Raw genomic sequence first — 25,476 nt, forward strand, 5'->3', positions numbered from 1 at the left:
TTACAAGGGCAAAAAAAACGTTAAAAGTTGTACAAGACACCTAGGCCGAAGGTTCTGGGTTCAGAAACACCGGCAATACTTGCCATACTATTTGAACGGAAAGCTGTGACGTATTTCTCGTTGGTGATGTTGTCGACATAGGCGTAGACATCAAAGTCCGAGAAACGGTACCCGACCTTGCCGTCAACAACGGCGTAGGGATCTGCCTTGGTAAACGACGCACTCGCATTGTCCTGGAACGAACGCGAACCAAAATACCGTCCGTCCGCACGGGTATAGAACCCGGAAGGATCGTGATAGGCAGCACTCAAACGGACGGAATGTGACGGCGTCTGTTCGATATCCTCACCGTCGAATTTTTTCGTACCGGTGTCGTAGTCGTCGTATTTGGCCTTGATAATGCTGAAGGAGCCGCTCAATTCCAGCGTATCCGTTGGCATATACGTTGCCTCGAACTCGAACCCTTGGGAGTGGGCCTTCTTGGCATTATCCGTCACGTACATGGTGCCTACGGTCTTGTAGACGTGGATGTCTTCGATATCCATGTAGAACAGGGCCGCCGACATCCTGAATTTATCATAGCCGGCTTTCACGCCCCATTCGTAGCTTACGGATTTCTCCGGCTCGAAAGTGTTGTCCTCATCTGACCCTCCCATGGCAAAGTCGTTAAAACCGCCCGGCATGTATCCGTGGGTATACGAAAGGTATGAGGTCCAATTGTCATTGATGCTGTATGAAAGCGCAGCCTTGGGCAATAATACGTTCCAAGTCTTGTCCGTGTTCATGGAATAGAAGAGCGCAGGAGGGGCGCCGACCGGATTCATGTACATTTTCAGGTCGATATCCTTGTGGATACTCTGGAATCGACTCCCCAGAGTCAATTCAAAGCTTTCCCCCAACGGCACCATGACCTGGCCAAAAGCCGCCTTTGTCCGACTGTGCTGTCTGGAATGGGCATCCATATCCATGGCAGGAGCACCTGCCACCTGCTGGCCGTAAGGCCCCTTTTTGAACTCTTCCATGTCCGCATAGATGCCGCACATCCAGCGGAAGCCCGTGGTTGCAACGCTGGAGAAACGGAACTCTTGCCCCCAGGAATCCGTCTCGCCGTTGTCATACATGATCAACCCGGCATAAGCAGGATCATCGCCGTGGTCGCTATCATAGACTCCTTCAATCTCCTGGCTCCTATGCGTTGAAATGGAATCCAGCTTGAAACTGTTGAATGCATATTCGACCCTCAGACTCTGGGCGTCATTATCCGTCTTTGTCCATGTATCGACGTCGTAACTGATATGCTTGGCATCATCGGCATCAAAGGAGTCGAGACTCGAACCGACAGGCATGGCATACTCATCACCCCAATAGGTCTTTTCACGATTATGCTGCACGGCAAACCGCACTCGCAAATCATCATTGGGCGTATAAAGGATATAGCCGTTGAGCCGTTTGTCCCGCTCCCGGTTGGCATCTTCCTCCATGCCCGGATAGTCGTTCTTTATCCAACCCTGATCCCTGTCATACTGTGCACTGAAACCCAAGAATAGCATGTCCTCGACAAGGGGGCCGTTCGCACTGGCGAACCCTTTCATATAATTCATGCTGCCATACTCCGCCCCAGCCTTTCCAAGCCACTCATTGGTCGGGTCCTTGGTGACGACATTGATAACCGCACCCATGGCGTCCTTGCCGTACAGGGTGGACTGGGCTCCGCGCAGAACCTCCACCCGCTCCACGTTGACCAAGGACGTGTCAAAACCATAGCGGCCGCTATAGCCGACGCCATCAACGAACAAAGTCACGGGGTTGTTCTGGGTAAACATTGAGGCATTCAAGCCACGGAAGTTGACGGCAATGCCATGGTCCTTGGAAAAGGACATGCCCGGCACGGTATCAATGATGTCCGCAACGCTTTTTATCCCCTTTTCCTGAATTTCCACCTCATCGATGACGGTAATGCTCTGCGGCACATCCATCGGGTCCTCTTCCATCTTGTTCGCCGTAACCTTGACCGCTTCGAGTTTGACCACGCCGGTTTCCGATTCCTTTTCCTCGGACGCCAGGGCACCTGCGGGAAGGACAGCCAAGGCAAAGACGGACAAAAGGACCGCCGTTACCCCATACAATAAAAAAACCTGTAGGCCTCCGGTTTTCGAAAGCCTGGAACTGTTGTCCACTAGCCGTACCTCCTCAATCCATTTTATAGTTTGAGTCGACTTCATTCGCCAAACAGCGGCCGCCGTCCACCCGATGCGGGAAAAAACGACAACCCCATTCGGGAAAAACGCCGGAGAAACCGCGGTTACTTCAACGCGGTTGCAAAATGCCAATCCTTGACGGACTGCTGGGCCTCCCACATATTCCTGTAGCGCCCACCATTTTCGAGCAACTCGGCATGGGCACCCTGTTGGACAATTTTCCCTTCCTCAAGCACCAAAATCGCATCGGCACCGACGATGGTCGAAAGGCGGTGGGCTATGACGATGACGGTCTTGTCTCGAACGAGCGTGTCTATGGCCTGCTGCACCACCAACTCGCTTTCCGTGTCCAGGGCGGCCGTGGGCTCGTCCAGAATGACTATGGGAGCATCTTTGAGAATGGCCCGGGCAATACTGATACGCTGTCTCTCGCCACCGGAAAGGCAGCCGCCGATGTCCCCCACGCGGGTTCTGTACCCGTCGGGCAGGCGAGTGATGAAGTCATGGCAGTGGGCGGCACGGGCAGCGGCTTCCACTTCCGCATCATCGGCGTCGGGACGCCCCATGAGGATGTTTGCACGGATAGTATCGTCAAAGAGATAGACGTCCTGAAAAACCACCGAGATGTGCCGCATCAGATCATTCTGCTCCATGGACCGCACATCCACGCCTCCGATCAGGACCCTCCCTGCATGCGGGTCGGCATAACGCGTAATCAACCGGGTAATGGTGGTTTTCCCCGAACCGGACAATCCGACCAGCGCAGTAAGGGAACGTTCCGGCAAGCTGAAACTTGCGTGGTCAAGCACATCTTCCTCAACCTGGGCATAGCGAAAACTCACGTCCTCAAAACTGACGTCAAATCGCTCAGGCGTTTCCGGCTGGGCGGGTACGGGCAAAGGCTTGACGGCAAGCAGCTTCTCAACCTGCTCGAAACCGGCCTCCATATAGTCGAATACCGGGCTTATGCCAAAAAGCAACGCCAGGGGTTCGCTGAAACGGACGACGACAACCAACAAAGCGACCAGAACGGCAATGTTCAGGGTGCCGGCAAGAATGAACCAAACCCCGAATGAAAGTGCCACGATCAGGCCAATTTGCACCAGCGAGGAGAACAGGATTCCCGGCCAAACCAACAACAACTGCTCTTTTTTCTGGACCTCCAGCAAGTCATACAAGGCAACCTGGACCTTCTCGGCCTTCCGCCCCACCTGATTCGTGGCCCGCAGCACGGGAAGGCCCTGGGCATACTCGACCAATTCGGCAGAGGTGCGAGCATGAGCCGCCCCGATGCAGCGATAGGCCCTGCTGGAGGCATGCCTGCGCCAATAGTACAGGGGGAGCGCCAGCGGAAACACCAAGGCCATGGACAGCGCCAGCCTCCAGTCCACGACCGCAGTGGCCAACATTGCCACCACGGGGGTGACGATAATGCTGATAAAGGCCGAAGAAAGCATGCCCATGGGAGTGACCACCTCATCGACGTTCCCTGTGAGAACGGCGGAGAGTTCACCGGCACGTTTCCTGTAGAGGCATTCCAACGGCATCCGGCGAAGCTGTTCCCCGAGTTTTATCCGCAACTGGTGCGTCACCTCGGCGATGCAACTGGAGTAGTCAAACCGTCGGGCCGACCAAACGAAAACCATATCAAGAATGGCGCAAACAGAGAGAATGGACGCCCAGGTGCACACGCCAGCCCACTGCACCGGCGAGCTCAAAAGGTTGTCCAACAATGGATAGAAGCAGGCAAACCCCAATCCCTGCACCACGGCGGACAGTAGAGTAAACACCATGCACAAACGCAGTTGCCGGACCTGATCGCCACTGGCCTGCTGCATCCTCTTCCACGTATCGGCCAGAGGAGGCGCGGACCATTCTGTATTGATATTAGACGTCATCCTCATTTTCCCCCTTAAGATTTTACAGTGCCACGTTGTCCCAAAGTCCAGCCGCGCGCTTGCTCGTGGCTGCTCCAAAGCCGAGCGTAAACGCCTTCCGCCGCCACCAGCTCCGCATGCCGATCGACTTCCACCACACGCCCGAGATCCATTACGACGATCTGGTCCGCGTCACGAATCGTGGAAAGCCGATGCGCGATAATGATTACCGTGCGTTCCTTCATGAGATTGGCGAGTGCCCCGATGAGCGCCGCCTCATTTTCCGGATCGGCAAATGCCGTGGCCTCGTCCAGGACCACCACCGGGCAGTCCTGCAGTATTGCGCGGGCAATGGTTATGCGCTGGCACTGCCCGCCGGAGAGACGGGCACCCCGCTCTCCCGCCACAGTCTCATAGCCTTTCGGCAAGTCCTGGATGAAATCATGTGCCTGGGCGGCACGGGCTGCCTGCTCCACCTCCTCCATGGATGCATCGGGACGCCCCATACGAATGTTGGCCGCTATGGTGTCATGAAAGAGAAAGGGATCCTGAAACACGAAGGAAACATTTTGCATGAGCGTTTCCGAGGTCATGTTCCGCACGTCTACACCGCCGATGCTGACCGAACCCCGGCTCACGTCCCAAAAGCGTGGAATCAACCGGGCAACCGTGCTCTTTCCTGCACCGGAAGGCCCCACAAGAGCCGTTACGGTTCCGACCGGAACCTTGAAACTGACACCGTGCAGGGCATCATCACTCCTTCCCTCATAGGCAAAGCTCACATTATCGAAGACAACGGTGGCATCTTCCGGCACGCGGGGCGTTCCGAGCACGGACAGTGCAGGAACTTCCAGCAGATCCTGTATGCGATGCGCGCTGGCATTGGCCTTGCGGATGAAGAAATTAAGCCACATGAGTGGAGCCAGGGATTCCGCCATGCCCGTACCAAGCAGCAAAACCACCGCCCAGGAAGAAAAACTCAGGGTTCCGTCATGATAAAATATCAATCCGGCCACAGTCAGGGCCAACAATGTAGGCATGGGCGCAAGCACCGTTATGGCAACCTTGGCACTGGTGCCGGAAGCCTGCAGCCACTTGACCATGATGGATTTGAACCCGTCGAGAGCGGCCTGATAGCGACCAAAAGAGGTTCCCCCGTCGTCAAAGGTCCGCACCACGGGCATGGCCTGGACAAATTCCACGACCGCACTGTTTATTTTTTCTCTTTCCGCATCATATCGGAGCTGCATCTCCTTGTTGTTACGCATCCCCACCCGCATGAACAGCGCACCAGCAACCAGCACGGCCAACGCCACCAATGCCAGCCTCCAATCCACCACCAGCAGCAAAGCCAGAGTCGCCAAAGGTGTGGCAACGCTCCGTCCGATCAGCGGCGTGCTGTCAGCCACGAAGGCGTGAAGATTCTTGACGTCATCCTGCATCACTTTGGAAATGGAACCGGCGCCATGGGTCAAAAGATAGCCCAGCGGGATATGAGCCAAATGCTCAGTGAGATCGGTACGCAGCTTGATTTCCAACTTGAAAGCCGCCAGATGGGAAACGGTAAACGAATACACGCGAAGCAGTATGCCGGCCACGGTCAACCCGACGGATACGAACACCCAGTTCCAGACCTGGGAATCATCCGCAAACAGAGCCGTAACCACCAAAGCCAGTGCGGCCACTCCTCCAAGACCCGCAACAGAACCCAAAGCCGACATGGCGATTGCCAAACGAATACCCGGATTAACCGGGCGCATCAGCCCCCAAATGCCGCGTTTCATTTTTTCTCCGCCACTGAATGATGGCGAGGGCTCTTGAGCGCGGTATGAACAACTTGACTTCGAATGCATCGACACCTCACTTGGATGAGGCGGGGAAACCCCGGCAAAGGGAATCCCCACCCCGAAAGAGTTTAAAACATAAGTCCGACAGGCGTCCCGCAGAGCATGCACGAAACCCGGCCTGCTCTTCTAAAGACAAGCGGACAATGCAGTGCCGTGCCGCGAATCTCTACCCCGATCAGTAGAAACTCACGCGCGAACAGGAAAAACGGTTATGATGGACAATGAAAAGAGAGGGTGAAGCGGCATCCGGCATTGACTTTGCCAAGGGACGTTATCGCCGCCTGCAGCAAAAAAGCACGGACAACACCGCCCGGCATCGCCCCCTATCCTCGACTGCTAAAAGCACTCTTACCGGATAAGAAACGAGGAAGGCAGACGACCGTGAAAACGCTTGAACGCCTTGCTGAAGTGACTGGGATTGGAATAACCCACGAATGTTGCGGCCTGAAGGACCGAACAGCGTCCTGACTTGATGAGATTCAAGGCTCTTTCCATTCGGAGCTTGCGCACATATGCCCCGATGGACAACCCGGTTTGTTCACGAAAATCCGTCTTCAGGTAGCATTCGTTGACGCCGACCCTGCGCGAGAGCGATGAAATTGTCGGCGGGGCACCCCATTCCTCATCAAGAATGCTCCTGGCCTGTTCCACGGCCTTCTGTCTTTGCGGCAAATTCTCTGAGGAATGCCTTTTCAAGGACTCCTCCAGCATCAACAACTGACACAATAAATCAAGGGCCAGAGATTCGAACTGCAACCTGCCGCAAACAGTATCCCGCCTCGTCATGCACAGATTGTTGGCGGCAAGCCTGGCCGGATGGTTGTGCGGGAGGGCGCGGGCCTTTGGCATCGCTCCGCACAAGGCAGGGGCATTTCCATGCAAACGCATTTTCATGTGCCTTTCGAGAGAACGGCTCAACTCGCAAGAAGTTCCGCCGAGCCAAGCATCCAACATGCCCTGAGACAATACAATCGATACGCCGCTGATGAATCTTTCAGCAGGCTGCATGCAGCGCACCTCCCCCTCTTCCCCGTTGCAAAACCAGATGTCGCCAGTTTGCACCGTCTCCGAATGCCTGCCATCTGGTGAAGCGATCTTGAAGTGGCCCGAAAGAAGCAGACAAAAACTGAAAGAGGTGCTGAATTTCCGATAGAGACTGTCCAAAGAACTGCCGAGCCTGTAACCGCACAGCCCCACACCGGGACCGCTGTTAAGATGCTGAAGTTCCGTAAACCCCTCACCGAACCCCTGTGCAACCTCCCATCGGTAGCTTTGGTCAGCACCATCTTTTAATGCTGGTATTTCCACAAAAGAACGCTGCTTGCCATAGTATTCCCGGTACTGCTCGACAATGGGCGAATACCCCTTGGTCCACACGCCGCAATGTGATTCCATGTACATAAAAACAATAACCCCTCTTTTATCCAACCCCACTCATGCCGAAAGGAACCAAACCTGCCAAAAGCATCTCCGAGTACTTGTCCTGAAAGCCATATCGTCAGAAGAATAAGCATATTGTTTATGAATTTGATTTTCATTATCAAGCAATGTATTCTCTGTCAATGCAGTAATGCCACATACTTTTCCTGAGTGTTTCATCGGCATTCATATCATTGACGAAATATGCGGCGGCGTATCAGGCGGATATGCACCTCGTCTTGACTTTGATTTTCATTTTCAATATTGCTGTCCGAAATAATCCCGGCCAATCAGACCCTCCCGACCGACTAACAAGGATGGAGTAAGAACCAATGCGCATGAAAGTAACCTCACTGACGCACGAGGAAACGGGCATAGCCGCAGAGAATGATCGGGCGTTTCTCTCAGCCGACCTGAGTGCGCCGGTCACGGCGATCGAACTGCGGCCCGACATGGCGGTGTGCTTCTGGGAATGCTACACGCGGGAAAAACAGGCCTTCCGCGTGGCCTTTGACTGCCCTGTGCTGCGTCTGAGTTTCACCCTTGAAGGCGAAGGCCTGTCCCAGGCCGATGATCAGGAAGATTTTGCACGGCACAGGGGGATAATCGAGATCCGGTATTTTCCCGGAACTTCGGGCACGATGACCCTGGGCGCAGGCCAGCAGCATACTTGGCTGGACATCATCCTCAAGCCCTCCTTCCTGGCCCTGGCCGTGCCGGATGAATTGGGCCAGTTGCCAGGAGCCATGCGCCGCATCATGAAACAAGGGACCTCTACAGTTCCCTGCGACAGCCGGAAAATGACGCCGGACCAGTTCGTGGCGGCCACGCAACTGGCCCACTGCCCATACACCCACGCAGCGCGAACCATATACCTCAAAAGCAAGGCCCTGGAGTTGCTCTCCCATGTCCTGGCCGAGCAAAGCCCTGCGTCCTGCCGGACACGGCTCTCAACCTACGAGGTGGAATGCCTGCAAAAAGCCCGAAGCCTGCTCATCGCCGATCTGGAGTCCCCCCCGAGCCTCGAAAAACTTGCACGGTCCGTGGGACTCAACCAGACAAAGCTCAAAAAGGGCTTCAAGGCCCTGTTCGGGCAGACCGTGTACGGGTATTTTCGTACCTATCGAGTGGAGCTGGCCCGGCAACTGCTGCTGGAAGGAACGGCAACCATCAGCGAAGTGGCTTCCACCGTGGGGTATACCAACATCAGCCACTTCAGTGCAGCCTTCAAGGAGCGGCATGGGGTAACCCCGTCCCGATATCGCAAGGACAACCTTTTTATCACCAACCCGGCACGCCCGACACATACACCAGTTCCGAGCGGTATTTGAACCGCCAGGGGTGGTTTGCCTACCGCACTTGAGCTAATTCATCACGATCCCGGCGCTCACTTGCCGGGATTATTTCGACGACGTTGTTGATAACGAATTTCAACCTCAAGGAACTGCCCATGAAACTCATCACCATTGCAGGCGCGCCCAGCGCAGGGAAAACCGCAATCACCCTGCACCTGATCCGCCAACTTTCGAAGGACGGCCACAGGTCGGCTGCGGTCAAGTTCGACACCCTGGGAACCACCGACGACCAAACCTACCGTGACCGGCTCGGCATCCCGGCCATCAAAGGGTTGTCCGACTATCTCTGCCCGGACCATTTCTTCGTCTCCAACCTTGAAGAAGCATGGTCTTGGGGCCATGCGCAGGAAGCGGACTACCTGTTCCTGGAAACAGCCGGGCTGTGTTACCGCTGCGCCCCGCACATCAAAAACTACCCCGCCATCACGGTCATCGACAATCTGGGCGGCATGGAGGCCCCGCGAAAGATGGGTCCGGCTCTGACCCTGGCCGACGTGGTGGTGGTCACCAAAAGCGATCTGGTCTCCCAGGCCGAAAAGGAGGTCTTCGCCCACCGCATCTCCCAGGTGAACCCCGATGCGGACGTCATCCATATCAACGGACTGACCGGAACCGGCACGTTGCAGCTCAAGCGCATCAGCGGAGCCTGGCCCGAAAGCGAAGCCCTTGAAGAGCACAAACTCCGCTACTCCATGCCCGCCTCCATCTGTTCCTACTGCACAGGCGAGACACGCATCGGAAAACGCTTCCAATCCGGCAATGTGGAAAAACTCCTACTTGAAAGAGACGCAGCATGATTATCGAAAAAATGACCATCCTTTCCGGAACCGACAAACAGGGCAAGGCCGAACCGCTGAAGCAGGTGGACCTGTTCCCCGGCGACTCCCTGGCCCTGGTCGGCCCCACGGGGTCGGGCAAGAGCGAATTGCTTTCGGACATCGAGCAGGCCGCCTGCGGGGACACCCGCTCGGGGCGCACCATCCTGATCAACGGGAATCCGCTCACCGGGACTTCAACGGGTCTGGTAGCCACCCTTTCCCAGAAGACCAACTTCGTCATGGACGCCAGCGTGGAGCAATTCATCATGCTGCACGCGGAAAGCCGGGGCAGGGAGGGCGAGCCTCTCCTCACATCCATCCTGGATATGGCCAACGGCCTGTGCGGCGAACCCATCACCCGGGACATGTCCCTGCAAGTATTGAGCGGCGGCCAGGCCCGTGCACTGATGATCGCCGACATAGCCCTGCTCTCGAACACGCCCATCGTGCTCATCGACGAGGTGGAAAACGCCGGGATTCACAAATTCAAGGCACTGGAGGTTCTGGCCGGTCATCGCAAGATCGTCATTTCAGCCACCCACGACCCGGTGCTGATTCTCATGAACGACACCCGCCTTGTCATGAAGACCGGCGGCATGACCGCCCTGCTGTCAGCCAATGACGGAGAGCGGGAATACGCCGAACAGCTCAAAAAAATGGACGGTGCGCTGATGCAGGCCCGCGAATGCCTGCGCAGGGGACAGACCCTGGGCCTTCAGGAGGCGATGTGATGCAGCCCAATTCCGTATACCTGGCCATAGCGCCCAACATCCTTCGCAAGACAGTACAGGATCTGTCCCGCATGGACTTCGACCTCGACCTGATACCGCCCCAGACCCACCAGGAGATGCTCGACTTCTCCGTGGCCTACGGCAATAACGGTTCCGTGCCCGGTCTGTCCATGTGCGCCTATCCCCAATTCCTGCACAACGTACTCCAACACCAGTCCACCGGGACACTGGCCGCACTGCCCGACTCCCTGCCGCCCATGCGGAGGGAATTGACCGCCCTGGGCATGGCCGAACCGTCGCGCCATTTTCGGGTCGTCTGCTTCGTGCCCTTTGTCATTGCCGCATCCACCGGCCTGAATCCGCCCGTTGAAGACTGGGAGGATCTGTGCCGCCCCGAAATCGCGGAACATGTGGCGGTCCCACCGCACGACACCCCCATGCCCGACCTGTTCGACACCATGATGCGAACCCTCTACGGACAACGCGCCGAAGCGGTCATTGCCGCCAAGAACACCGACTATACGCCCCTGGACATCAACAAACGGATCGACTCGGGAGAATTCCTGGCCGGCCTGAACATCCCGGCCTTCAGCCGGACCTATCGGGAAGGCAATGGCCGCATGGTCTGGCCGCGTTCCGGGGCCTGGGCCGTTCCCCTGATGGTCACGATACGCCGGGACGCGTCCCCGGACGCCACGCGTTTCCTGCACTATCTGCTTTCCAACGAATACCAAACCTACCTGGCGGATTCCGGATGCCTCGTGCCCGTAGTGGAAGGGATCCCCTGGTTTACCGAAATGGCCGACAACAATGGTCGTCTGCAATGGCCCGGATGGGACGCCCTGGCGGCTTTGGGTCGGCCAAACGCCGAGTGACTGATAAAAAAACAAGGGAGAAACACATGAAACGGCGATTGTATCCCGTCCTGCTGACAGCGTTCCTGATCACACTGTTTGCCGGATGGGCGGAAGCGAAAGAAATCACCCTGGACAAGGTCATCGTGTCCGCACGCGGAGAGGAAAGCACCCAATCACAGACTCCGGGCGGCACCGGCGTGGTGGAAAAGGAAGAGATAGTGCTCGTGCCCACGGCCAGCCTGGCCGATTCCCTGTCGCGCATCTCCGGCCTGACCAAGACAGGAGAGTCCCCCTGGGGACAGGACGTCTCCATCCGGGGCATGACCGGCGCCTCGGTGGTGGTACTCATCGACGGCATGCGCCTGAACACGGCCACCGAGATCAACGCGCGTCTGGGCTTCATCAACCCCCTGGACGTGGAACGTATCGAAGTGCTCAAGGGGCCGGTCAGCTCCCTATACGGTTCAGGCTCCACGGGCGGCGTAATCAACGTCATCACCAAGAAAGGCTCCTTTTCCGCCGAGCCAGAACTCGGCGGGGAATTCATCGGCAGTTGGCGCACCAACCCCCAGGGGCCGGACGGCTATCTGCGGGCCAATCTCAGCAAGGAAGACCTGTGGCTGCAGCTCTCGGGCGGATTGAGGGACCACGGAGACCTGTGGGGCGGGGACGACACCCGTATCTCCAACAGCCAGTATGAGGACACCTACTTCCGCCTGGCCGGTGAAAAGGCATGGGGAGAACGGTTGACCACCCGGTTCCAGGCCATGAACCTGGAAGGCAACGAAATCGGTATCCCGGGCGGCTCAAGCACCATGCCCGCGAACGCGGACATCACCTACCCCCGGACCAAGAACACCCTGATCAGCCTGGACACCAACTACGCCCCGGACTCCGACACCTTCAAAGCGGTGGAGCTCAACATTTACTACATGAAGAACGACCGCCGGGTGCGCATCGACAATCCCAACGCCCTGGTATCGGCCATCAAGCCCTCGGCCGAACATGAGACCGTGGGCGGAAAACTCCAGACGAAATTCGACCTTGGGGAACATTCCATCGTTGCCGGTGCCGACGCATACAACTGGCACATGATCTCGAAGCGTGTGCGTTACATGGTGGCAGGCACCACAGTTACGGACAATCCCACGCCCAACACCACCCAGCTGTCCATGGGCATCTTTGCCGAGGACGACTGGAAGCTGACGGATCAGTTCACCCTGAACATGGGCGCCCGCCTGGATCACAACGACATCGACAACCAGAAAAACAGCTACGTTGACGCCGGGTCCAGCAAAGAACTCGGCTGGAACTTGCATACCGGGCTGACCTGGCGGCCGGCCGAACACTGGTCGCACACCCTGATCGCGGCCAGCAGCTACCGGGCAGCGGACATCATCGAACGGTTCAAGTATATCAACCTAGGCGGCGGCGTGACCTCCGTCGGCAACCCCGACCTGGACCCCGAGACCTCCTACTACGCCGAATACGGATTGCACTACACCACCCCGACCTTCAGCGCATCCGGGGCCGCATACATCAACTACATCACCGACTATATCGACGAAAAGCTGCTCAACCCCACCACCTACCAGATGGAGAATATCGGCGAGGCGCGCATCTATGGCCTGGAGCTGGACGCGGACTGGAAATTCCTTCCCCAATGGACCGTTTACGGCAATCTTGCCCTGGCAAACGGACAGGATATGCAAGACGACGAAGCCTTGCGCAACGTGGCCCCGGCAAGCGGTATGACCGGCCTGCGCTACGATCAGGGCAACGGCTTCTGGGCAAGGCTTGAGTCCCCGTGGGCTCTGCGCCAAAGCGAAGTCCCGTCCGGTGCCGACCGCACAAACGGCTGGATCACCTTCAACGCGGCCACGGGATACGGCTTCGAATGGGGCAAAACCCGCAACGAGATATCCCTGGCCGTGGACAACATCTTTGATACGAAGTACCAAAACTACCTGGCCAATTCGCGCGGCATCGACTTGCTGGAATCCGGACTGAGCGCCGCGCTTACCTACCAGGTGACATTCTAAGGAGGTTATCTTGGTCAAACGCATTACGGTCCTGTCCGTCCTGTGCCTTCTGGCGATATGGGGCGGCCTGCACCTGCTGACGCAATCCATGACGTCCGCCCCGGCAACGGGGCGGACCGTCCTTTCGGTATACACCACGGGCCAGGCCACCACACCCCAGATGCCGCTGTGGAAAGCCCTGGCCGAAGGCGACCTCGATTTCACGGCCGACATACACTACTGGAAAGATCTCAATGACCTGCGCGGCCTGCTCCTGTCCGGCAAGGGCGACATCTGGGTGGGGCACATCGACGGTTTTGCCCAGGCTGCCCTGCGCGGCGCCCCCATACGCCTGGTCAGCGTGACCGGATGGAAGAAATTCTACATCCTGTCCAGCCGCGGGGACGTCATCAGCTTCGACCAGCTCATGACTCTTGCCCCCGGCACGGAGATCGCCGTTACCCCGCCCCAGTCTCCAGGCGTGGCCGTACTCCGCGCCATGGAACCCCACGGCCTGCCTGCGTTCACATACGCCCCGTTCGAGTCCAAGCAACTGGCACTCAAAACGGTCCAGGGCACCGTGGGGCTGCTCGTTGCACCGGAACCGCTGGTGACCGTGCTGTTGCAAAAGAATCCCAAGCTGCACATCATTGCCTGTGTTGAGGAACAATACGGACGCATGACCGGCAAACCGGCCATGCTGCCCATGGCAGGCATCGCAGTGAACACCCGCACCCTGGAACGATATCCCGAACTGGCCGACCAGTTGGAGGCTGCCATGGCCAAACAAGAGACCTCTCTGCTGCACAATCCCGAGGCCGGTCTGGAAACCCTGCCCAAGGCCTTTGAAACATTCATCCCCCGCGACACGGTGCGGGCCTCGCTCGCTCGCGACATCATCCGCGTACGGTCGGCGCAGGAAGCCAGAGACATGATTCAGGACTACCTGGCCATGGTCTTTCCCGACGGCGGTTCAAACGGACGAGCCTTGCCCGACAGTTTCTTCGGAGCACCACGATGAAAGGACTTTCCCTCGTCGTATCCCTGGGGCTGGCCCTCGGCGGATGGCAACTCTGTTCCCTGGCCGTCGGCACCATGCTGGTCCCCTCCCCCATGGAAGTGGGCCGGGAACTGCTGCACATGGTCATGCAGGCCGAAACCTGGCTGACCCTGTCCATCACCGTGGCCCGAGGCGCGGCAGGCTTGCTCGGCGCCCTGGTCTGTGCCCTGGTCCTGGGCATCGCCACAGGTAGCAGCCCCAAGGCCATGCGGCTGCTCGCCCCCCTTGTGGCAGCCCTGCAATCCTGCCCGCCGGTACTCTGGATCACCTTGCTCATGGTCTGGGCCGGAACCGGTTCCCTGGTTCCCATGGCCGTGGTTTTCGCCACGGTATTCCCCCTGCTGTTCGCCAATGTGGCCCAAGGCTGCCTGGCTCTGGACCGACGCCTGTTCGATATGGCCAAGCTCTACCACGTGCCCCGCTGGCGCATCCTGTGCCGAATCATCCTGCCCGGGATCACGCCCTACCTGCTGGCGGGCCTGTCCTATGCCGCCGCCACCAGTTGGAAGGTCACGGCAGTGGCCGAATTCCTCGGCTCCTCCACCGGCATCGGGGCGAAACTGTTCTGGGCATACCGCATGTTGAAAATGCCTGAAATCTTTGCCTGGGCCAGCATCGTCGTCCTGTTGGGCGTGGTTCTGGAATTGATGGTCATTGCCCCGCTCAGACTCTCGGCCGAGTCATTCACCGGCAAAATCCGGGAGAAGGCATGATCCATTTAAACAAGGTATGCAAAAGACACGGAAACACGGACCTTGTCCTGAATTGCTCACTCACGGTCGAGTCGGGGCAGGCGGTCTGCCTGTGCGGCCCATCGGGCATCGGAAAAACAACGCTCCTGGAAATCATGGCCGGACTCACTCCGCCGGACTCCGGCACCGTCCGGCTGGATTCGAAACGGATAGGCTGCGCCTTTCAGGACGACATTCTCGTGCCCTGGCTCAACGCCCTGGACAACCTGCTCCTGGTGCTTCCCACGGACACCCGATCTCCCGAATCCGCAGCCCTGACCTGGCTGGAACGATTTGACCTCAATCCACACATCCGGCCCACGAAAATGAGCGGCGGCATGCGACGACGGCTGTCGCTGGCCCGCGCCTTTGCGGTCAATCCCCGCATCCTGCTCCTGGACGAACCCTTTGCCTTTCTGGACCCGGCCTGGCAGTCCACCGTGGCCGACTGCACCGAACGCCACCGGGCCGCAGGCAACACCGTGCTTCTTGTCAGCCATCAGATGGAACACATGGAAGCCATCGACTGCCGGACCATAACCATCTCCCACGGTCCCATCAGCGATTTACGGGAAGCCCACGCACCCCTTCCCGCCTGAATCAACCGCCCCTGAAACAGCACTACATCAGGTCCTCCCCGGCATTAGGCCGGTTATTCCCCTGCATGAGAACAGGACTGGTCCTTCGGGACCGGTCCTGTTTAGCCTTTATCTTTATTGGTGAAGTTGAAGTGAATCGACCCGCGACCTCTTGGGTGACACCCAAGATTTGACCTTGTACCGCTTGAGATCATCAATGCCATTCGGACACATTTTTTTCGGGACACCCGTGTCCAATATCACTTTTATCAAACTATCACATATCGTTACAGTGCAGACAAACAAAAAGGGAGAGGTGCCCATTCGCACCTCTCCTTTCAAATCGAATTCAGTCGCTACTTACAACTTTTTCAAAGCAGCCAGGATTTTTTCAGGCCGGGCCGGCAAATCGGTTATCCTCACGCCGCATGCCTGGGTGATCGCATTGATGACCGCAGCATGAGGCGTGGTCAACGGGAGTTCTCCCATGCCGGATGCGCCGAACGGCCCTTCAGGACGCGGAGTCTCGACGTATATCAACTCCATATCGTCCGGTATCTGCTTGATATAGGGGAACCCGGCACCGAGCAAGGTTGAGTGCTTCTCGATATCCTCATAGTCTTCGAACAGAGCCATACCGATGCCCTGGGCGATGCCGCCGTACATCTGGCCATCCACGACAAGCTTGTTGCCCACGGTGCCGATGTCTGCCACCAGGGTCATCTTTTCGACCTCAGTGAAACCGGTTTCCAGAGTTACGGCGACTTCCGCCATGAACAGGCCGTACATATAGAAGATGAAAGGCCTGCCTTGCCCGTTCTCGTCACACGGTTCAGCCGGAACCGTCCAGGACCCGCTGTATCGCAGGGCCTTGCCCTGCCGGGTCATCTCTTCATAGGTGAGGAACCCGCCATCCGATCCGGTCATGGCTGCGATCAACTTTTCGCACGCGTCGATTATGGCGCGCCCGATGATGACCTGTGAACGGCTGCCGCCGGACGGACCGCCATCCGGGCAGCGGCTGGTATCATTCAGCACAAGACGAATGTCCTCGGGAGCCATGTTCAAGGGACGCAAGGCTTCATGGGCCGTACCGGTCACGCCGCTGTCCGCGCCCTGTCCATGGTCCTGCCAAGTCGTATACAGGGTGACTGTCCCATCCCGATTCAATTCGATATCAGCCGAACCATGATCAGGGCCATCCAGTCCGGCGCACAGAACACCGATGGAGACGCCGACGCCACGCTTCACTGCATCGGTCGAATTCTCAGCCGCTCTCTTCTGCGCCTCCTTGTAGGCAGGCCGCAGTATGTCGATCATCTCAGGCAGGGAATACACCTCCGGCGCCTGCCCGGTAGGTGTGGTCGAGCCTTCACGGTATACGTTGACATACCGCAGCTCCAACGGATCCACCCCGAGTTTTTCAGCCAACTCGTCCATGAGCACTTCAGAGCCGAACTCGCCTTCGGGAGCGCCAAACCCACGGAATGCGGCACCCCATGCATGGTTTGTTGCGACACAGCGGCCAACGCCGCGGATGTTGGGGATATCGTAACCTGATCCAATGAACTGAGCCCCGCGCAGGGTGAGCAGGTCTCCGAATTCAGAATACGGTCCATGGTCCACGGTCCAGTCGCTTTCCATGGCCAGGAGTTTGCCCGAGCTGTCCGCAGCCAATTTGACACGGGTGAACCAGGGCGAACGTTTGCCGGTGTAGGTCTGTTGTTGTGTATAGTCATAGCACAAGGCCACGGACCGCCGGGTAGCCAATGCCGCCACACCAAGCAATGCCTCCATGGTCGGATTGAACTTGTAACCGAATGTTCCTCCGGCCGGATTCTGGACAAGAACCAGCTTCTCCGGCTCGATGCCGATGCCCGGCGCGATCATTGCGTGGTGAAGGTTGAGACCGATTGATTTGGAATGCACGACAAGGCGGTCTTCGTCATCGAAGTAAGCAAATCCGACGTCCGGTTCAATGGGCATGTGCGGCTGGCGTTGGGTATAGAAATCATTTTCGACCACAGCGTGGGCGTCTGCGAATATGGAATTCGGGTCCGCCCCCTTTTTGACGCTCTGTTCGAAATAGACATTGGGCGTGCCTGGATGAATCTCCAGGGCGTTGTCGGACATCGCTGCGGGCGCACTCATGTATTCCGGCAGGCGCTCAAGCTCTACGGTCACCCTGGCAGCAGCGGCCTTTGCATGCGCCGCAGTGTCGGCACAGACAATGGCCAGGGTATCGCCATACTGGAAGACCTTTTTATCGCACAGGATAGGACGGTCCCATCCATCGCCCTTGTTGGTAGGGAATGTGATCAGACCGGTGATGCGGTTCCTGCCCGGAACATCCGCGTGCGTCACGACCTTGACCACGCCTGGCATGGCTTCAGCTTCGGCTGTGTCCATGGACAGTATGTTTGCATGGGAGACTTCCGCCTGGACCAGCGCCAGATGCAGCGTGTCTTCAGGCATCTTCAAAATCCTGTCGGCACCGAAGTCAATCATTCCCGTGACCCTGGCAACGGCTGAAGGCTTGGGATACCGGGTGCCCCAGATGCGCTGGTCCTCGGGCAGTTCCCAGGACAGCTCCCGTATGTCCTTTTCCCCACGCATGACGGACGCGGCATCCATGACAGCGTCAGTGAGTTGCTTGTAGCCGGTGCAGCGACACGCATTCTTGTGCTTCTGGAACCAGTCGCGGATATCCTTGCGGGAAGGTGCGGGGTTTGCGTCCAGCAGCGCCTTTGCAGAAACGATGAAACCGGGCGTACAGAAGCCGCACTGGGCACCGCCGTGAAGTATCCAGGCAAGCTGCAGGGGATGCAGATTGTCAGGGGTACCCACGCCTTCGATTGTGGTAATGGCGGCGTGCTGTTGCAACCGCTTGAACTTGTACGAACATGACCGGACAAGCTTGCCGTTGACAATGACATTGCATGCGCCGCAGTGCCCGGTGTCACACCCGACCTTTGTGCCGGTCAGCAAGAGATTCTTGCGTAAAATTTCCGCAAGCATGGTCTCGTCATCTGCAATGACATCCCGGACAATCCCATTGACAATCAAGGTCTTACTCTTCATATCGCAACTCCTGTCAGGTTGATGAGGGTTCAGATATTATGGAGTATAGAGCGATTTTTCCGAAGAACAATGGGAATGAATGGGAGCTTAGTGGTAGTCTCTCCTACCACTCCTCAAGGGATAGCAGGTAGGTCTGCAAATTGACGTCCTTGTTGCTGATGGACAGCTTCTTGCGAATGTTTTTCCGGTGAAAATTGATTGCGTTGATGGAAATATCCAACTGCTCGGCAATTTCCTTTGTTTTGAGACCGGATTTGATCAGGATGGCTATCTGGAATTCCTGGGGCGTGAACGTGACATTCATCAAACGTGAATGCGACAGGAGAGACGAGCCACACCCTTCGAGATTTTCTTGTAGTTTCTCCAGCAAGAAGAGTTGGGCACTGTTCAATTCAGTCTGCTTCAACTGATCAATGTACGGCGTTGTCAGCCGCTTGAGATTGCTTGTAATGGTGGTCTGAATAATTCTTGGCAGTTCCTCCAATTGCTCGGCGGCAGCCTGCCCCCCCTCACCCTCAGGAGATGCCGCGCGGTGTTTCATCGGGGCATGAGATGGAGTTTTCGCGTCATCCAACTGAAACCGTTTCAAGGCGTGGGCAAAGAGCACGGCAACCTGACTGACGTTCTCCAGGTCCTGGTCATTGTAGTCATCCTCGGAATTTGCCAGACTGATCTGTCCGCACAACTCATCTCCTAAAACAACTGGCACTGAAAGAAATCGTTCGATTTTCACATGATCGGAAGGCAGCCCTTTGGACGCAGGGTGTTCACCCAGGGCGTTCGTATAAAAGGGAGTTCTGGTATTCAGAGCGTGGCCCCATAAAGTGGGGTATTCCCCCGTAGATCCGACCGGAAACACAATGCCGCTTTTGCTGGGCGGAATCCGGCAGGAATCACCGATCATACCCGTAAGTGTATGGCAGATATTGTTTTTAGTCATAGGATCGATAACTGAAGCATAGCCAAGAGTACTTTGAGTTACATTTTTGGCGTAATTAAGGACAATATTGGCGATGCCGGTAGTCGAATATCCAGACGTGATTAAACTATAGGAGAGATTAGAAACAACTTGATCAAAATTCGCGTTTTCGGCTGGCATGGTACGTTGCTCCCGAATGGTTTGCCATGAGGCTACAACACGCAGTTGGCCCTGTAAACTCATGTAAAGAAAAAGAACTCATGAAAATGACATTGACTCCTCCTGATTGTTTCCCGTGCAAACATCATCTAACCATCCAATTCAACAGTATATATTATAGATTCGAGGAAGGCGTTGGCAGGAGAGACGGTAGCGGTTTTCCGGACAGGCCGTTTGGATGGAGTCCAAGACGACAGGGACTTCGGACAATGGCCGGGAGAAGCCGCTTCCAGCCTGATCAGAGGCCAAGTCGAGCTGGATGCACTGCCGGGCGAGACGACGCTCGGATCTGTCCGGCAAGGACAAGATCCATCCGATCCGGACTCGACATGGAAGCAACAAGCCAAGGACAACCGTTCCACATCCGACGTGTCGGGCGTCCCCGTACCGGCCCGCGGACTGCGAATCGCCCCTTCCAACCAGGCCCGGTGCGCCGACAGCCCCTGCATCCCGGTGAACGAGGATTACCATACCTCGTGTGATTCTGGAATGGCATGGCCGAGCAGTACTGTCGCTGCGTTTGCCGAATACCATGGGACGGCAAAGCGTCCAACCGGGACATATCAGGGGACTTCCGACCTGTCCGGCCTGTTACCCGATGATTACCCGCACCAGGAAGAGCTTGCCTTCCTCTATGACCTGTATGCGCCACCCAATCTTCTTGGCCAACTGTATACTCAACTGCAGGCCCAGGCCATAGCCGTCCATGTCATCGGAGGCAGGCCCTTCCGATATTTCGGCCTGGTTCGAGATTTCGAACTGCTCCGAATCCGCCTTGATCGTGATTGTGCCTTCGTAGGTATGCTGGAAGGCGTTGCGGACCAAGTTGACCAGGACTATATGGGCCAGTGTCTTGGGGCACCGGATGGATACAGGGGCCAAACAGGTTGTCAGGGAGACGTCCTTTCCTTCCAGCAGATAGGCGTTGTCATCGATAATTTCACGAATGAAGCCAACTATTTCGAAGTCTTCCACGGGCAAGGGGGTGTTGGATTCACGGGCGAGCCAGAGCAGGGACGTGGTCAAGTTACGCATATTCCGAACGGCCTTGACCATACGCGCATGCGAGGTCTGGTAGCGGTTGTCTTCGGTTATTCCCAACCGCTCGAGCAGTTCCAGGTTGTTCTGGAGGATGGCGATGGGGGTACGCAGTTCATGGCTTGTATATTTCTGGAATCGCTTCTCCCGCTCCACCCCGGCAACCAGCCGCCGGGACGTGGTAAGGATCAGATTGGCCAGGTTGTTCAATTCGTCGTACTTGAAATGCAACGGTTCCTTATCCAAATTTTCCGGAGACAGGCCGATGGCCCATTCGTGCAACTCTTCCACAGGCCGGGTAATCCACTTGAACATGCGAAAAGCCAGGAACAGGACCGCGGCGATGGACAGCAGCCCGGCTACAATCGGAGTATATAAATAATAGAAGTCGAAACGCCGCACCGATTCCGCACTGAGTTCACTTTCGGTAGTGGTGAAGACCAGATAGACGGTTTTCCCGTCCGGCCGTTCGACTGCACATACTTCGTAGTGTATGTTGCCCTTGTGAATATAGGTAAATCGCTCATTCTTGATCTGCTCGGGCGTGGCGACCGAGCGAATATCGGCATGCAAATCTTCATATCGTCCATAGCCTTTGACAGGGCCCACTACCGGCAACGGTACCTCGGGGTCCTCGGCAAAGGCATGCAGATAGTTCTCAGCGACTTCCTCAAGCCGAAACTCCACGAAAAGCCCGAAGCCGCGGGTCAGATACTGGCTCAGGAAAAAGGTATACCCGACCACGAGCACCGCGCAGGTGATCACAAAATAGGATGTGATCGATCTTCTAAAGCTTCGTCGGCATTTCACTTGGTTCCCTCAGGACGAACCCCACGCCCGGGACGGTTTTGATCAGGGAGTAGGGAAAAGGCTTGTCCACCTTTTGCCGCAACTTGTGCATATGCACTTTAAGGCTGTTGCTCTCGGGCAGGTCCTCACCCCATACGGCCCGCTGCATCTCGTCCCGCAGGGCGATATTCGGGCTCATCTTGGCCATGTATTCCAGCAGGGCCCATTCCTTTGGCGAAAGAGACAGTTTTATCCCCGCCCGGGTGGCCTCATGTTGCTCCATATCCACTGCCAGGTCGCCGACCACATACCGCCTCGGCTGACTGCTCCTGCGTTTGGCCAGAGCCTGAACGCGAAGCAGCAGCTCCTTGAGGGCAAAGGGCTTGACCAGATAATCGTCAGACCCGGATTCGAATCCCTCGACCTTGTCATCCAGGGTATCGCGTGCGGTGATCATCAGCACCGGAACGTCCAGTCCGTCACGCCGAAGGCTGGCGCACAAGCTCAGGCCGTCAAGCTTGGGGAGCATGCGGTCGAGCATGATGACATCGTATTTGTATTCCCGGGCGAGCTGCAGGCCATGGACGCCATTTGCCGCATGGTCGCAGATGACACCTTCCAATTCCAGGTATTCGATGAGCGAGGCCGCAAGATCCAGATCGTCTTCCACCAGCAGTGCATATATATTCATGGCGTTTCTCTCGGTAACGCGATGGCGTATGGCTCCGGACGGACAATAGCCCGCCGGAGCCGGTTTGACAAACCTATTCGGACGGCATTTCGGTCGATGCCTGCGGCTTCTTGCCGCGGAACCGGCCGGCCAGGGACAGAACCCCCACGAAGAAGACCGGTGCAAAGACGATGCCGAGCACCGAAGCGCTCAACATGCCGCCGATAACGCCGGTGCCGATGGCTCTTTGGCTTGCCGCTCCTGCCCCGGTGGCAACAGCCAGGGGAATGACGCCCAGAATGAACGCCATGGACGTCATGAGGATCGGGCGGAAACGTAATCCTGCCGCCTGGATGGCGGCATCCATAAGTCCGACACCGTTGGCGTGAAGGTCCTTGGCGAACTCCACGATCAAAATGGCGTTCTTGGCAGCCAGACCTATGATCGTGATCAGGCCGACCTTGAAGTAGACGTCATTGCTCATGCCCAGCACAGTGACCATGAGCACGGAGCCCAGGGCGCCGATGGGCACGATGAGCATGACCGACAAAGGAATGGCCCAACTCTCATACAAGGCCACCAGCAGCAGGAAGACAACCAGCAGAGCCAGGGAGAAGAGCATCGGAGCCTGGGAACCGGATTGCTGCTCCTGATAGGACAGCTCGGTCCACTCGTAGCCGATGCCTTTGGGCAGGTCCTGCATGATGCGCTCCATCTCGGCCATGACCTCACCGGAGCTGTGTCCCGGTGCCGCATCGCCGGTGAGTTTGAAGCTCTCATAGCCGTTGTAGCGGACCATCTGCACCGGACCGATTTCCCACTTGGTATTGATCACCGAAGTCAGTGGCACCTGATCACCGGTGGAGTTGGGGACATACAGTTCGTTGAGGCTCTCCGGGCTGCGCCGGTATTTGGCGTCGGCCTGGACCACAACGCTCTGCATCCGGCTCCTGTTGGCGAAATCGTTGATCGTACTGGAACCGAAGGCGCTGGCCAGGACTGTTTTGATATCGCTGAAGTTGACGCCCAGTGTCTCGGCCTTTTCGCGGTCGATTTCCACTCGAAGCTGAGGTGCGTCGGGCAGGCCGTCCAATCGGGCATATGCCAGAATTGGCGAGGCATTGGCCTGTTGCAGGATCATACCCGCAGCCTGACCCAGCACAGCCCTGCCCACACCGGCCCTGTCCTCCAAACGGAGAGAAAAGCCGCCGGTGTTACCCAGACCGTCAATGGGGGCAGGGTTAACCGCAAAGGCGAATCCATCATCCAGGGTGGAGAAGGCCATGTTTGTCTTCAGGATAAGGTCCGTGGCCGACTCTCCGTCGCCGCGTTCGGACCAGTCCCTGAACATGGGAAAGGCTGCAGCTGCATTCTGTCCCTGACCGGAAAAGCTGAATCCGAGAACGGTAAAACCATATTCTATGGCGAGTGTATTTTGGAAGAACGTTTCCACTTTCTTGACCTGGGTGAGTGTCCGAGAATTGGTGGCGCCGGGAGGCAACTGCATGCTGCAGACCATGTACCCCTGATCCTCGCCAGGGACGAAGCCGGACGGCAGGCGCATATACGCGTAGCCAAGGGCTATCAGGATAATCAGATAGATGAGCATCATCCGTCCGGTGCGGTTTACCAAACGACCGGTCAGCCCCTGGTACGCATTGCCGAGTCTGTCGAAACGGCGGTTGAACCAGCCGAAAAAGCCCTCCTTGGTTTCATGGCTTCCCTTGGCCACGGGCTTGAGCAGCGTGGCGCACAAGGCCGGGGTCATGGTCAGTGCCAGGAACCCGGAAATGAGGATGGAAACGGCCACGGAGACGGCAAACTGGCGGTAGATAACGCCTACCGATCCGCTCATGAAGCCCAGGGGAAAGAACACGGCGGACAGCACCAAGGTAATGCCCACAACGGCCCCGGATATCTGTTTCATGGCCTTGCTGGTGGCTTCCTTGGGCGGCAACCCCTCCGTGGACATGATGCGTTCCACGTTTTCCACCACAACAATGGCGTCGTCCACCAGAATACCGATGGCCAGGACCATGCCGAACATGGTCATCATGTTGATGGAAAAGCCCAGCGCGTACATGATCCCGAAGGTTCCCAACAGGCAGACAGGCACGACAATGGAGGGAATCAGGGTATAACGGAAGTTCTGCAGGAACAGGAACATGACCAGGAAGACCAGGAACATGGCCTCGAACAGGGTATGAACCACCTTTTCGATGGCCACATCCACGAATTTGGACGTGTCCAGCGGCACGATCAGTTTGACACCGTCGGGCAGGGTCTGCTGGATTTCATCGAGTTTTGCCCGCACGCGTTCCACCGTGCCCAGGGCGTTCCCGCCCGGGGACAACTGAACGGCCGCCGCTGCGGTTTCCATGCCGTTGATACGGGCTTGGGTGTTGTAGGATTCCGGACCGACCTCGGTGCGGGCCACATCGGACAGGCGGACCACGGAGCCGTCCACATCGGCGTGCAGCACGATACGACCGAATTCCTCCGGAGACTGCAACATTCCCTGGACGAGCAGAGTGGCCTCCAATTCTTGACCCTCGTTGCCCGGCCTGGAGCCGAAACTTCCTGCCGGGACCTGGATGTTCTGGGCCTGGATGGCCTGGTTCACGTCATTGATGGACAGGCCATAGCTGAGCAACTTCTGGGGATTCACCCAGACGCGCATGGCGCTTTCTGCGGCAAAGAACTGGACCTTGCCCACTCCCTCAATACGGCGGACTTCGTTGTTCACGTTGCGGGCCATGAGGTCAGCCAAAACCTGGGGGTCTTGGCCGGTGTCCTCGTTGTAGACCATGGCATAGATCATCAAGAATCCCGCGCTGGTCTGCTCCACCTCGATACCCTGATCTAAAACGGCCTCGGGCAGGCTCGATTCCGCGTTGGAAAGACGGTTCTGAACATCGACCTGGGCAAAGTCCGGATCGGTCCCGGGCTTGAAGGTGACCGTGATCTCGGCCGTGCCGTTGGAGTAACTGATCGATTCATAGTACAGCATTCCCTTGGCACCGTTCAGCTCCTCTTCGATCTGACTGACGACCGTGTCGTTGAGGGTCGTTGCCGAGGCACCAGGGTAAACCAGCTTGATGGCAATTTGAGGAGGCGCAACAGCCGGGAATTTCTCCATGGACATGGACGGAATGGCCAGGAGGCCGGCCAGGGAGATGAATATGGCCACGACCCAGGCGAAGTTGGGCCTGTTGATAAAGAATTCGGACATGTAGTATACCTAAATTGAGTTTGGAGAGGGAACAGG

Annotated in this window: 17 protein-coding genes; 8 read left to right on the top strand and 9 right to left on the bottom strand. The window is 57.2% G+C overall.

Going from position 1 to position 25,476, the window contains the following annotated elements:
• Positions 1–20 precede the first annotated feature (20 nt).
• The 4 genes from DWB63_RS02380 to DWB63_RS02395 form a co-directional block, all read right to left on the bottom strand.
• The gene (locus DWB63_RS02380) at positions 21–2,177 is read right to left on the bottom strand and encodes a TonB-dependent receptor (protein WP_164879755.1); all 2,157 of its coding nucleotides are present in this window, start codon (positions 2,175–2,177) and stop codon (positions 21–23) included.
• 125 nt (positions 2,178–2,302) lie between these two features.
• Positions 2,303–4,036 carry an ABC transporter ATP-binding protein gene (locus tag DWB63_RS02385; RefSeq protein WP_241648557.1) on the bottom strand — a complete coding sequence of 578 codons (1,734 nt, stop codon included), beginning with the start codon at positions 4,034–4,036 and terminating at the stop codon, positions 2,303–2,305.
• 74 nt (positions 4,037–4,110) lie between these two features.
• Entirely contained in the window at positions 4,111–5,859 is a 1,749-nt protein-coding gene (locus DWB63_RS02390; RefSeq protein WP_241648559.1) for an ABC transporter ATP-binding protein, read from the bottom strand.
• Positions 5,860–6,270: 411 nt separating this feature from the next.
• On the bottom strand, positions 6,271–7,323 hold the full coding sequence (locus tag DWB63_RS02395; protein ID WP_128327212.1) for an AraC family transcriptional regulator: 1,053 nt from the start codon (positions 7,321–7,323) through the stop codon (positions 6,271–6,273).
• Positions 7,324–7,673: 350 nt separating this feature from the next.
• On the opposite strand from DWB63_RS02395, the gene DWB63_RS02400 reads away from it, so the two are divergent.
• The 8 genes from DWB63_RS02400 (at position 7,674) to DWB63_RS02435 (ending at position 15,513) form a co-directional block, all read left to right on the top strand.
• Positions 7,674–8,672: an AraC family transcriptional regulator gene (locus DWB63_RS02400; RefSeq protein WP_128327213.1), complete on the top strand. Its 999-nt coding sequence runs from the start codon at positions 7,674–7,676 to the stop codon at positions 8,670–8,672.
• A 119-nt stretch (positions 8,673–8,791) separates the two neighbouring features.
• Positions 8,792–9,493 carry a GTP-binding protein gene (locus DWB63_RS02405; RefSeq protein ID WP_128327214.1) on the top strand — a complete coding sequence of 234 codons (702 nt, stop codon included), beginning with the start codon at positions 8,792–8,794 and terminating at the stop codon, positions 9,491–9,493.
• Complete coding sequence (locus tag DWB63_RS02410) at positions 9,490–10,245, top strand: ATP-binding cassette domain-containing protein (protein WP_128327215.1); 756 nt, start codon at positions 9,490–9,492, stop codon at positions 10,243–10,245. The genes DWB63_RS02405 and DWB63_RS02410 overlap by 4 nt, the downstream gene beginning before the upstream one ends.
• Positions 10,245–11,120 (top strand): ABC transporter substrate-binding protein, encoded by an 876-nt coding sequence (locus tag DWB63_RS02415; RefSeq protein WP_241648598.1) that lies wholly within the window; start codon positions 10,245–10,247, stop codon positions 11,118–11,120. The genes DWB63_RS02410 and DWB63_RS02415 overlap by 1 nt, the downstream gene beginning before the upstream one ends.
• Positions 11,121–11,146: 26 nt before the next feature.
• A complete protein-coding gene (locus DWB63_RS02420; protein ID WP_164879758.1) occupies positions 11,147–13,144 on the top strand; it encodes a TonB-dependent receptor in 1,998 nt (665 codons plus the stop codon).
• Between the two features lie 10 nt (positions 13,145–13,154).
• On the top strand, positions 13,155–14,144 hold the full coding sequence (locus DWB63_RS02425; protein ID WP_128327218.1) for a hypothetical protein: 990 nt from the start codon (positions 13,155–13,157) through the stop codon (positions 14,142–14,144).
• Positions 14,141–14,896: an ABC transporter permease subunit gene (locus DWB63_RS02430; RefSeq protein WP_128327219.1), complete on the top strand. Its 756-nt coding sequence runs from the start codon at positions 14,141–14,143 to the stop codon at positions 14,894–14,896. The genes DWB63_RS02425 and DWB63_RS02430 overlap by 4 nt, the downstream gene beginning before the upstream one ends.
• Positions 14,893–15,513, top strand: coding sequence for an ATP-binding cassette domain-containing protein (locus DWB63_RS02435; RefSeq protein ID WP_128327220.1), 621 nt, complete (start codon positions 14,893–14,895; stop codon positions 15,511–15,513). The genes DWB63_RS02430 and DWB63_RS02435 overlap by 4 nt, the downstream gene beginning before the upstream one ends.
• Before the next feature lie 339 nt (positions 15,514–15,852).
• Here the strand turns inward: DWB63_RS02435 and DWB63_RS02440 are convergent, their stop codons facing one another.
• The 5 genes from DWB63_RS02440 to DWB63_RS02460 form a co-directional block, all read right to left on the bottom strand.
• The gene (locus DWB63_RS02440) at positions 15,853–18,573 is read right to left on the bottom strand and encodes a molybdopterin-dependent aldehyde oxidoreductase (RefSeq protein ID WP_128327221.1); all 2,721 of its coding nucleotides are present in this window, start codon (positions 18,571–18,573) and stop codon (positions 15,853–15,855) included.
• A gap of 103 nt (positions 18,574–18,676) precedes the next feature.
• Positions 18,677–19,672, bottom strand: a complete 996-nt coding sequence (locus tag DWB63_RS02445; protein WP_206613117.1) for a GAF domain-containing protein — start codon at positions 19,670–19,672, stop codon at positions 18,677–18,679.
• 630 nt (positions 19,673–20,302) lie between these two features.
• A complete protein-coding gene (locus DWB63_RS02450; protein WP_164879759.1) occupies positions 20,303–21,514 on the bottom strand; it encodes a HAMP domain-containing sensor histidine kinase in 1,212 nt (403 codons plus the stop codon).
• A 22-nt stretch (positions 21,515–21,536) separates the two neighbouring features.
• The gene (locus DWB63_RS02455) at positions 21,537–22,229 is read right to left on the bottom strand and encodes a response regulator transcription factor (RefSeq protein ID WP_128327224.1); all 693 of its coding nucleotides are present in this window, start codon (positions 22,227–22,229) and stop codon (positions 21,537–21,539) included.
• Positions 22,230–22,302: 73 nt separating this feature from the next.
• A complete protein-coding gene (locus DWB63_RS02460; protein ID WP_128327225.1) occupies positions 22,303–25,440 on the bottom strand; it encodes a multidrug efflux RND transporter permease subunit in 3,138 nt (1,045 codons plus the stop codon).
• Between the last annotated feature and the right edge of the window lie 36 nt (positions 25,441–25,476).

Origin of the sequence: Pseudodesulfovibrio sp. S3 (genome assembly GCF_004025585.1) — a bacterium.
Lineage (GTDB): Bacteria > Desulfobacterota > Desulfovibrionia > Desulfovibrionales > Desulfovibrionaceae > Pseudodesulfovibrio.

Bases quoted from the DNA above. Each gene is read 5' to 3' on its own strand.
- DWB63_RS02385 (WP_241648557.1), bottom strand. From the start codon at position 4,036: ATGCAGCAGGCCAGTGGCGATCAGGTCCGGCAACTGCGTTTGTGCATG.
- DWB63_RS02390 (WP_241648559.1), bottom strand. From the start codon at position 5,859: ATGAAACGCGGCATTTGGGGGCTGATGCGCCCGGTTAATCCGGGTATT.
- DWB63_RS02395 (WP_128327212.1), bottom strand. From the start codon at position 7,323: ATGTACATGGAATCACATTGCGGCGTGTGGACCAAGGGGTATTCGCCC.
- DWB63_RS02400 (WP_128327213.1), top strand. From the start codon at position 7,674: ATGCGCATGAAAGTAACCTCACTGACGCACGAGGAAACGGGCATAGCC.
- DWB63_RS02405 (WP_128327214.1), top strand. From the start codon at position 8,792: ATGAAACTCATCACCATTGCAGGCGCGCCCAGCGCAGGGAAAACCGCA.
- DWB63_RS02410 (WP_128327215.1), top strand. From the start codon at position 9,490: ATGATTATCGAAAAAATGACCATCCTTTCCGGAACCGACAAACAGGGC.
- DWB63_RS02415 (WP_241648598.1), top strand. From the start codon at position 10,245: ATGCAGCCCAATTCCGTATACCTGGCCATAGCGCCCAACATCCTTCGC.
- DWB63_RS02420 (WP_164879758.1), top strand. From the start codon at position 11,147: ATGAAACGGCGATTGTATCCCGTCCTGCTGACAGCGTTCCTGATCACA.
- DWB63_RS02430 (WP_128327219.1), top strand. From the start codon at position 14,141: ATGAAAGGACTTTCCCTCGTCGTATCCCTGGGGCTGGCCCTCGGCGGA.
- DWB63_RS02435 (WP_128327220.1), top strand. From the start codon at position 14,893: ATGATCCATTTAAACAAGGTATGCAAAAGACACGGAAACACGGACCTT.
- DWB63_RS02440 (WP_128327221.1), bottom strand. From the start codon at position 18,573: ATGAAGAGTAAGACCTTGATTGTCAATGGGATTGTCCGGGATGTCATT.
- DWB63_RS02445 (WP_206613117.1), bottom strand. From the start codon at position 19,672: ATGCCAGCCGAAAACGCGAATTTTGATCAAGTTGTTTCTAATCTCTCC.
- DWB63_RS02455 (WP_128327224.1), bottom strand. From the start codon at position 22,229: ATGAATATATATGCACTGCTGGTGGAAGACGATCTGGATCTTGCGGCC.
- DWB63_RS02460 (WP_128327225.1), bottom strand. From the start codon at position 25,440: ATGTCCGAATTCTTTATCAACAGGCCCAACTTCGCCTGGGTCGTGGCC.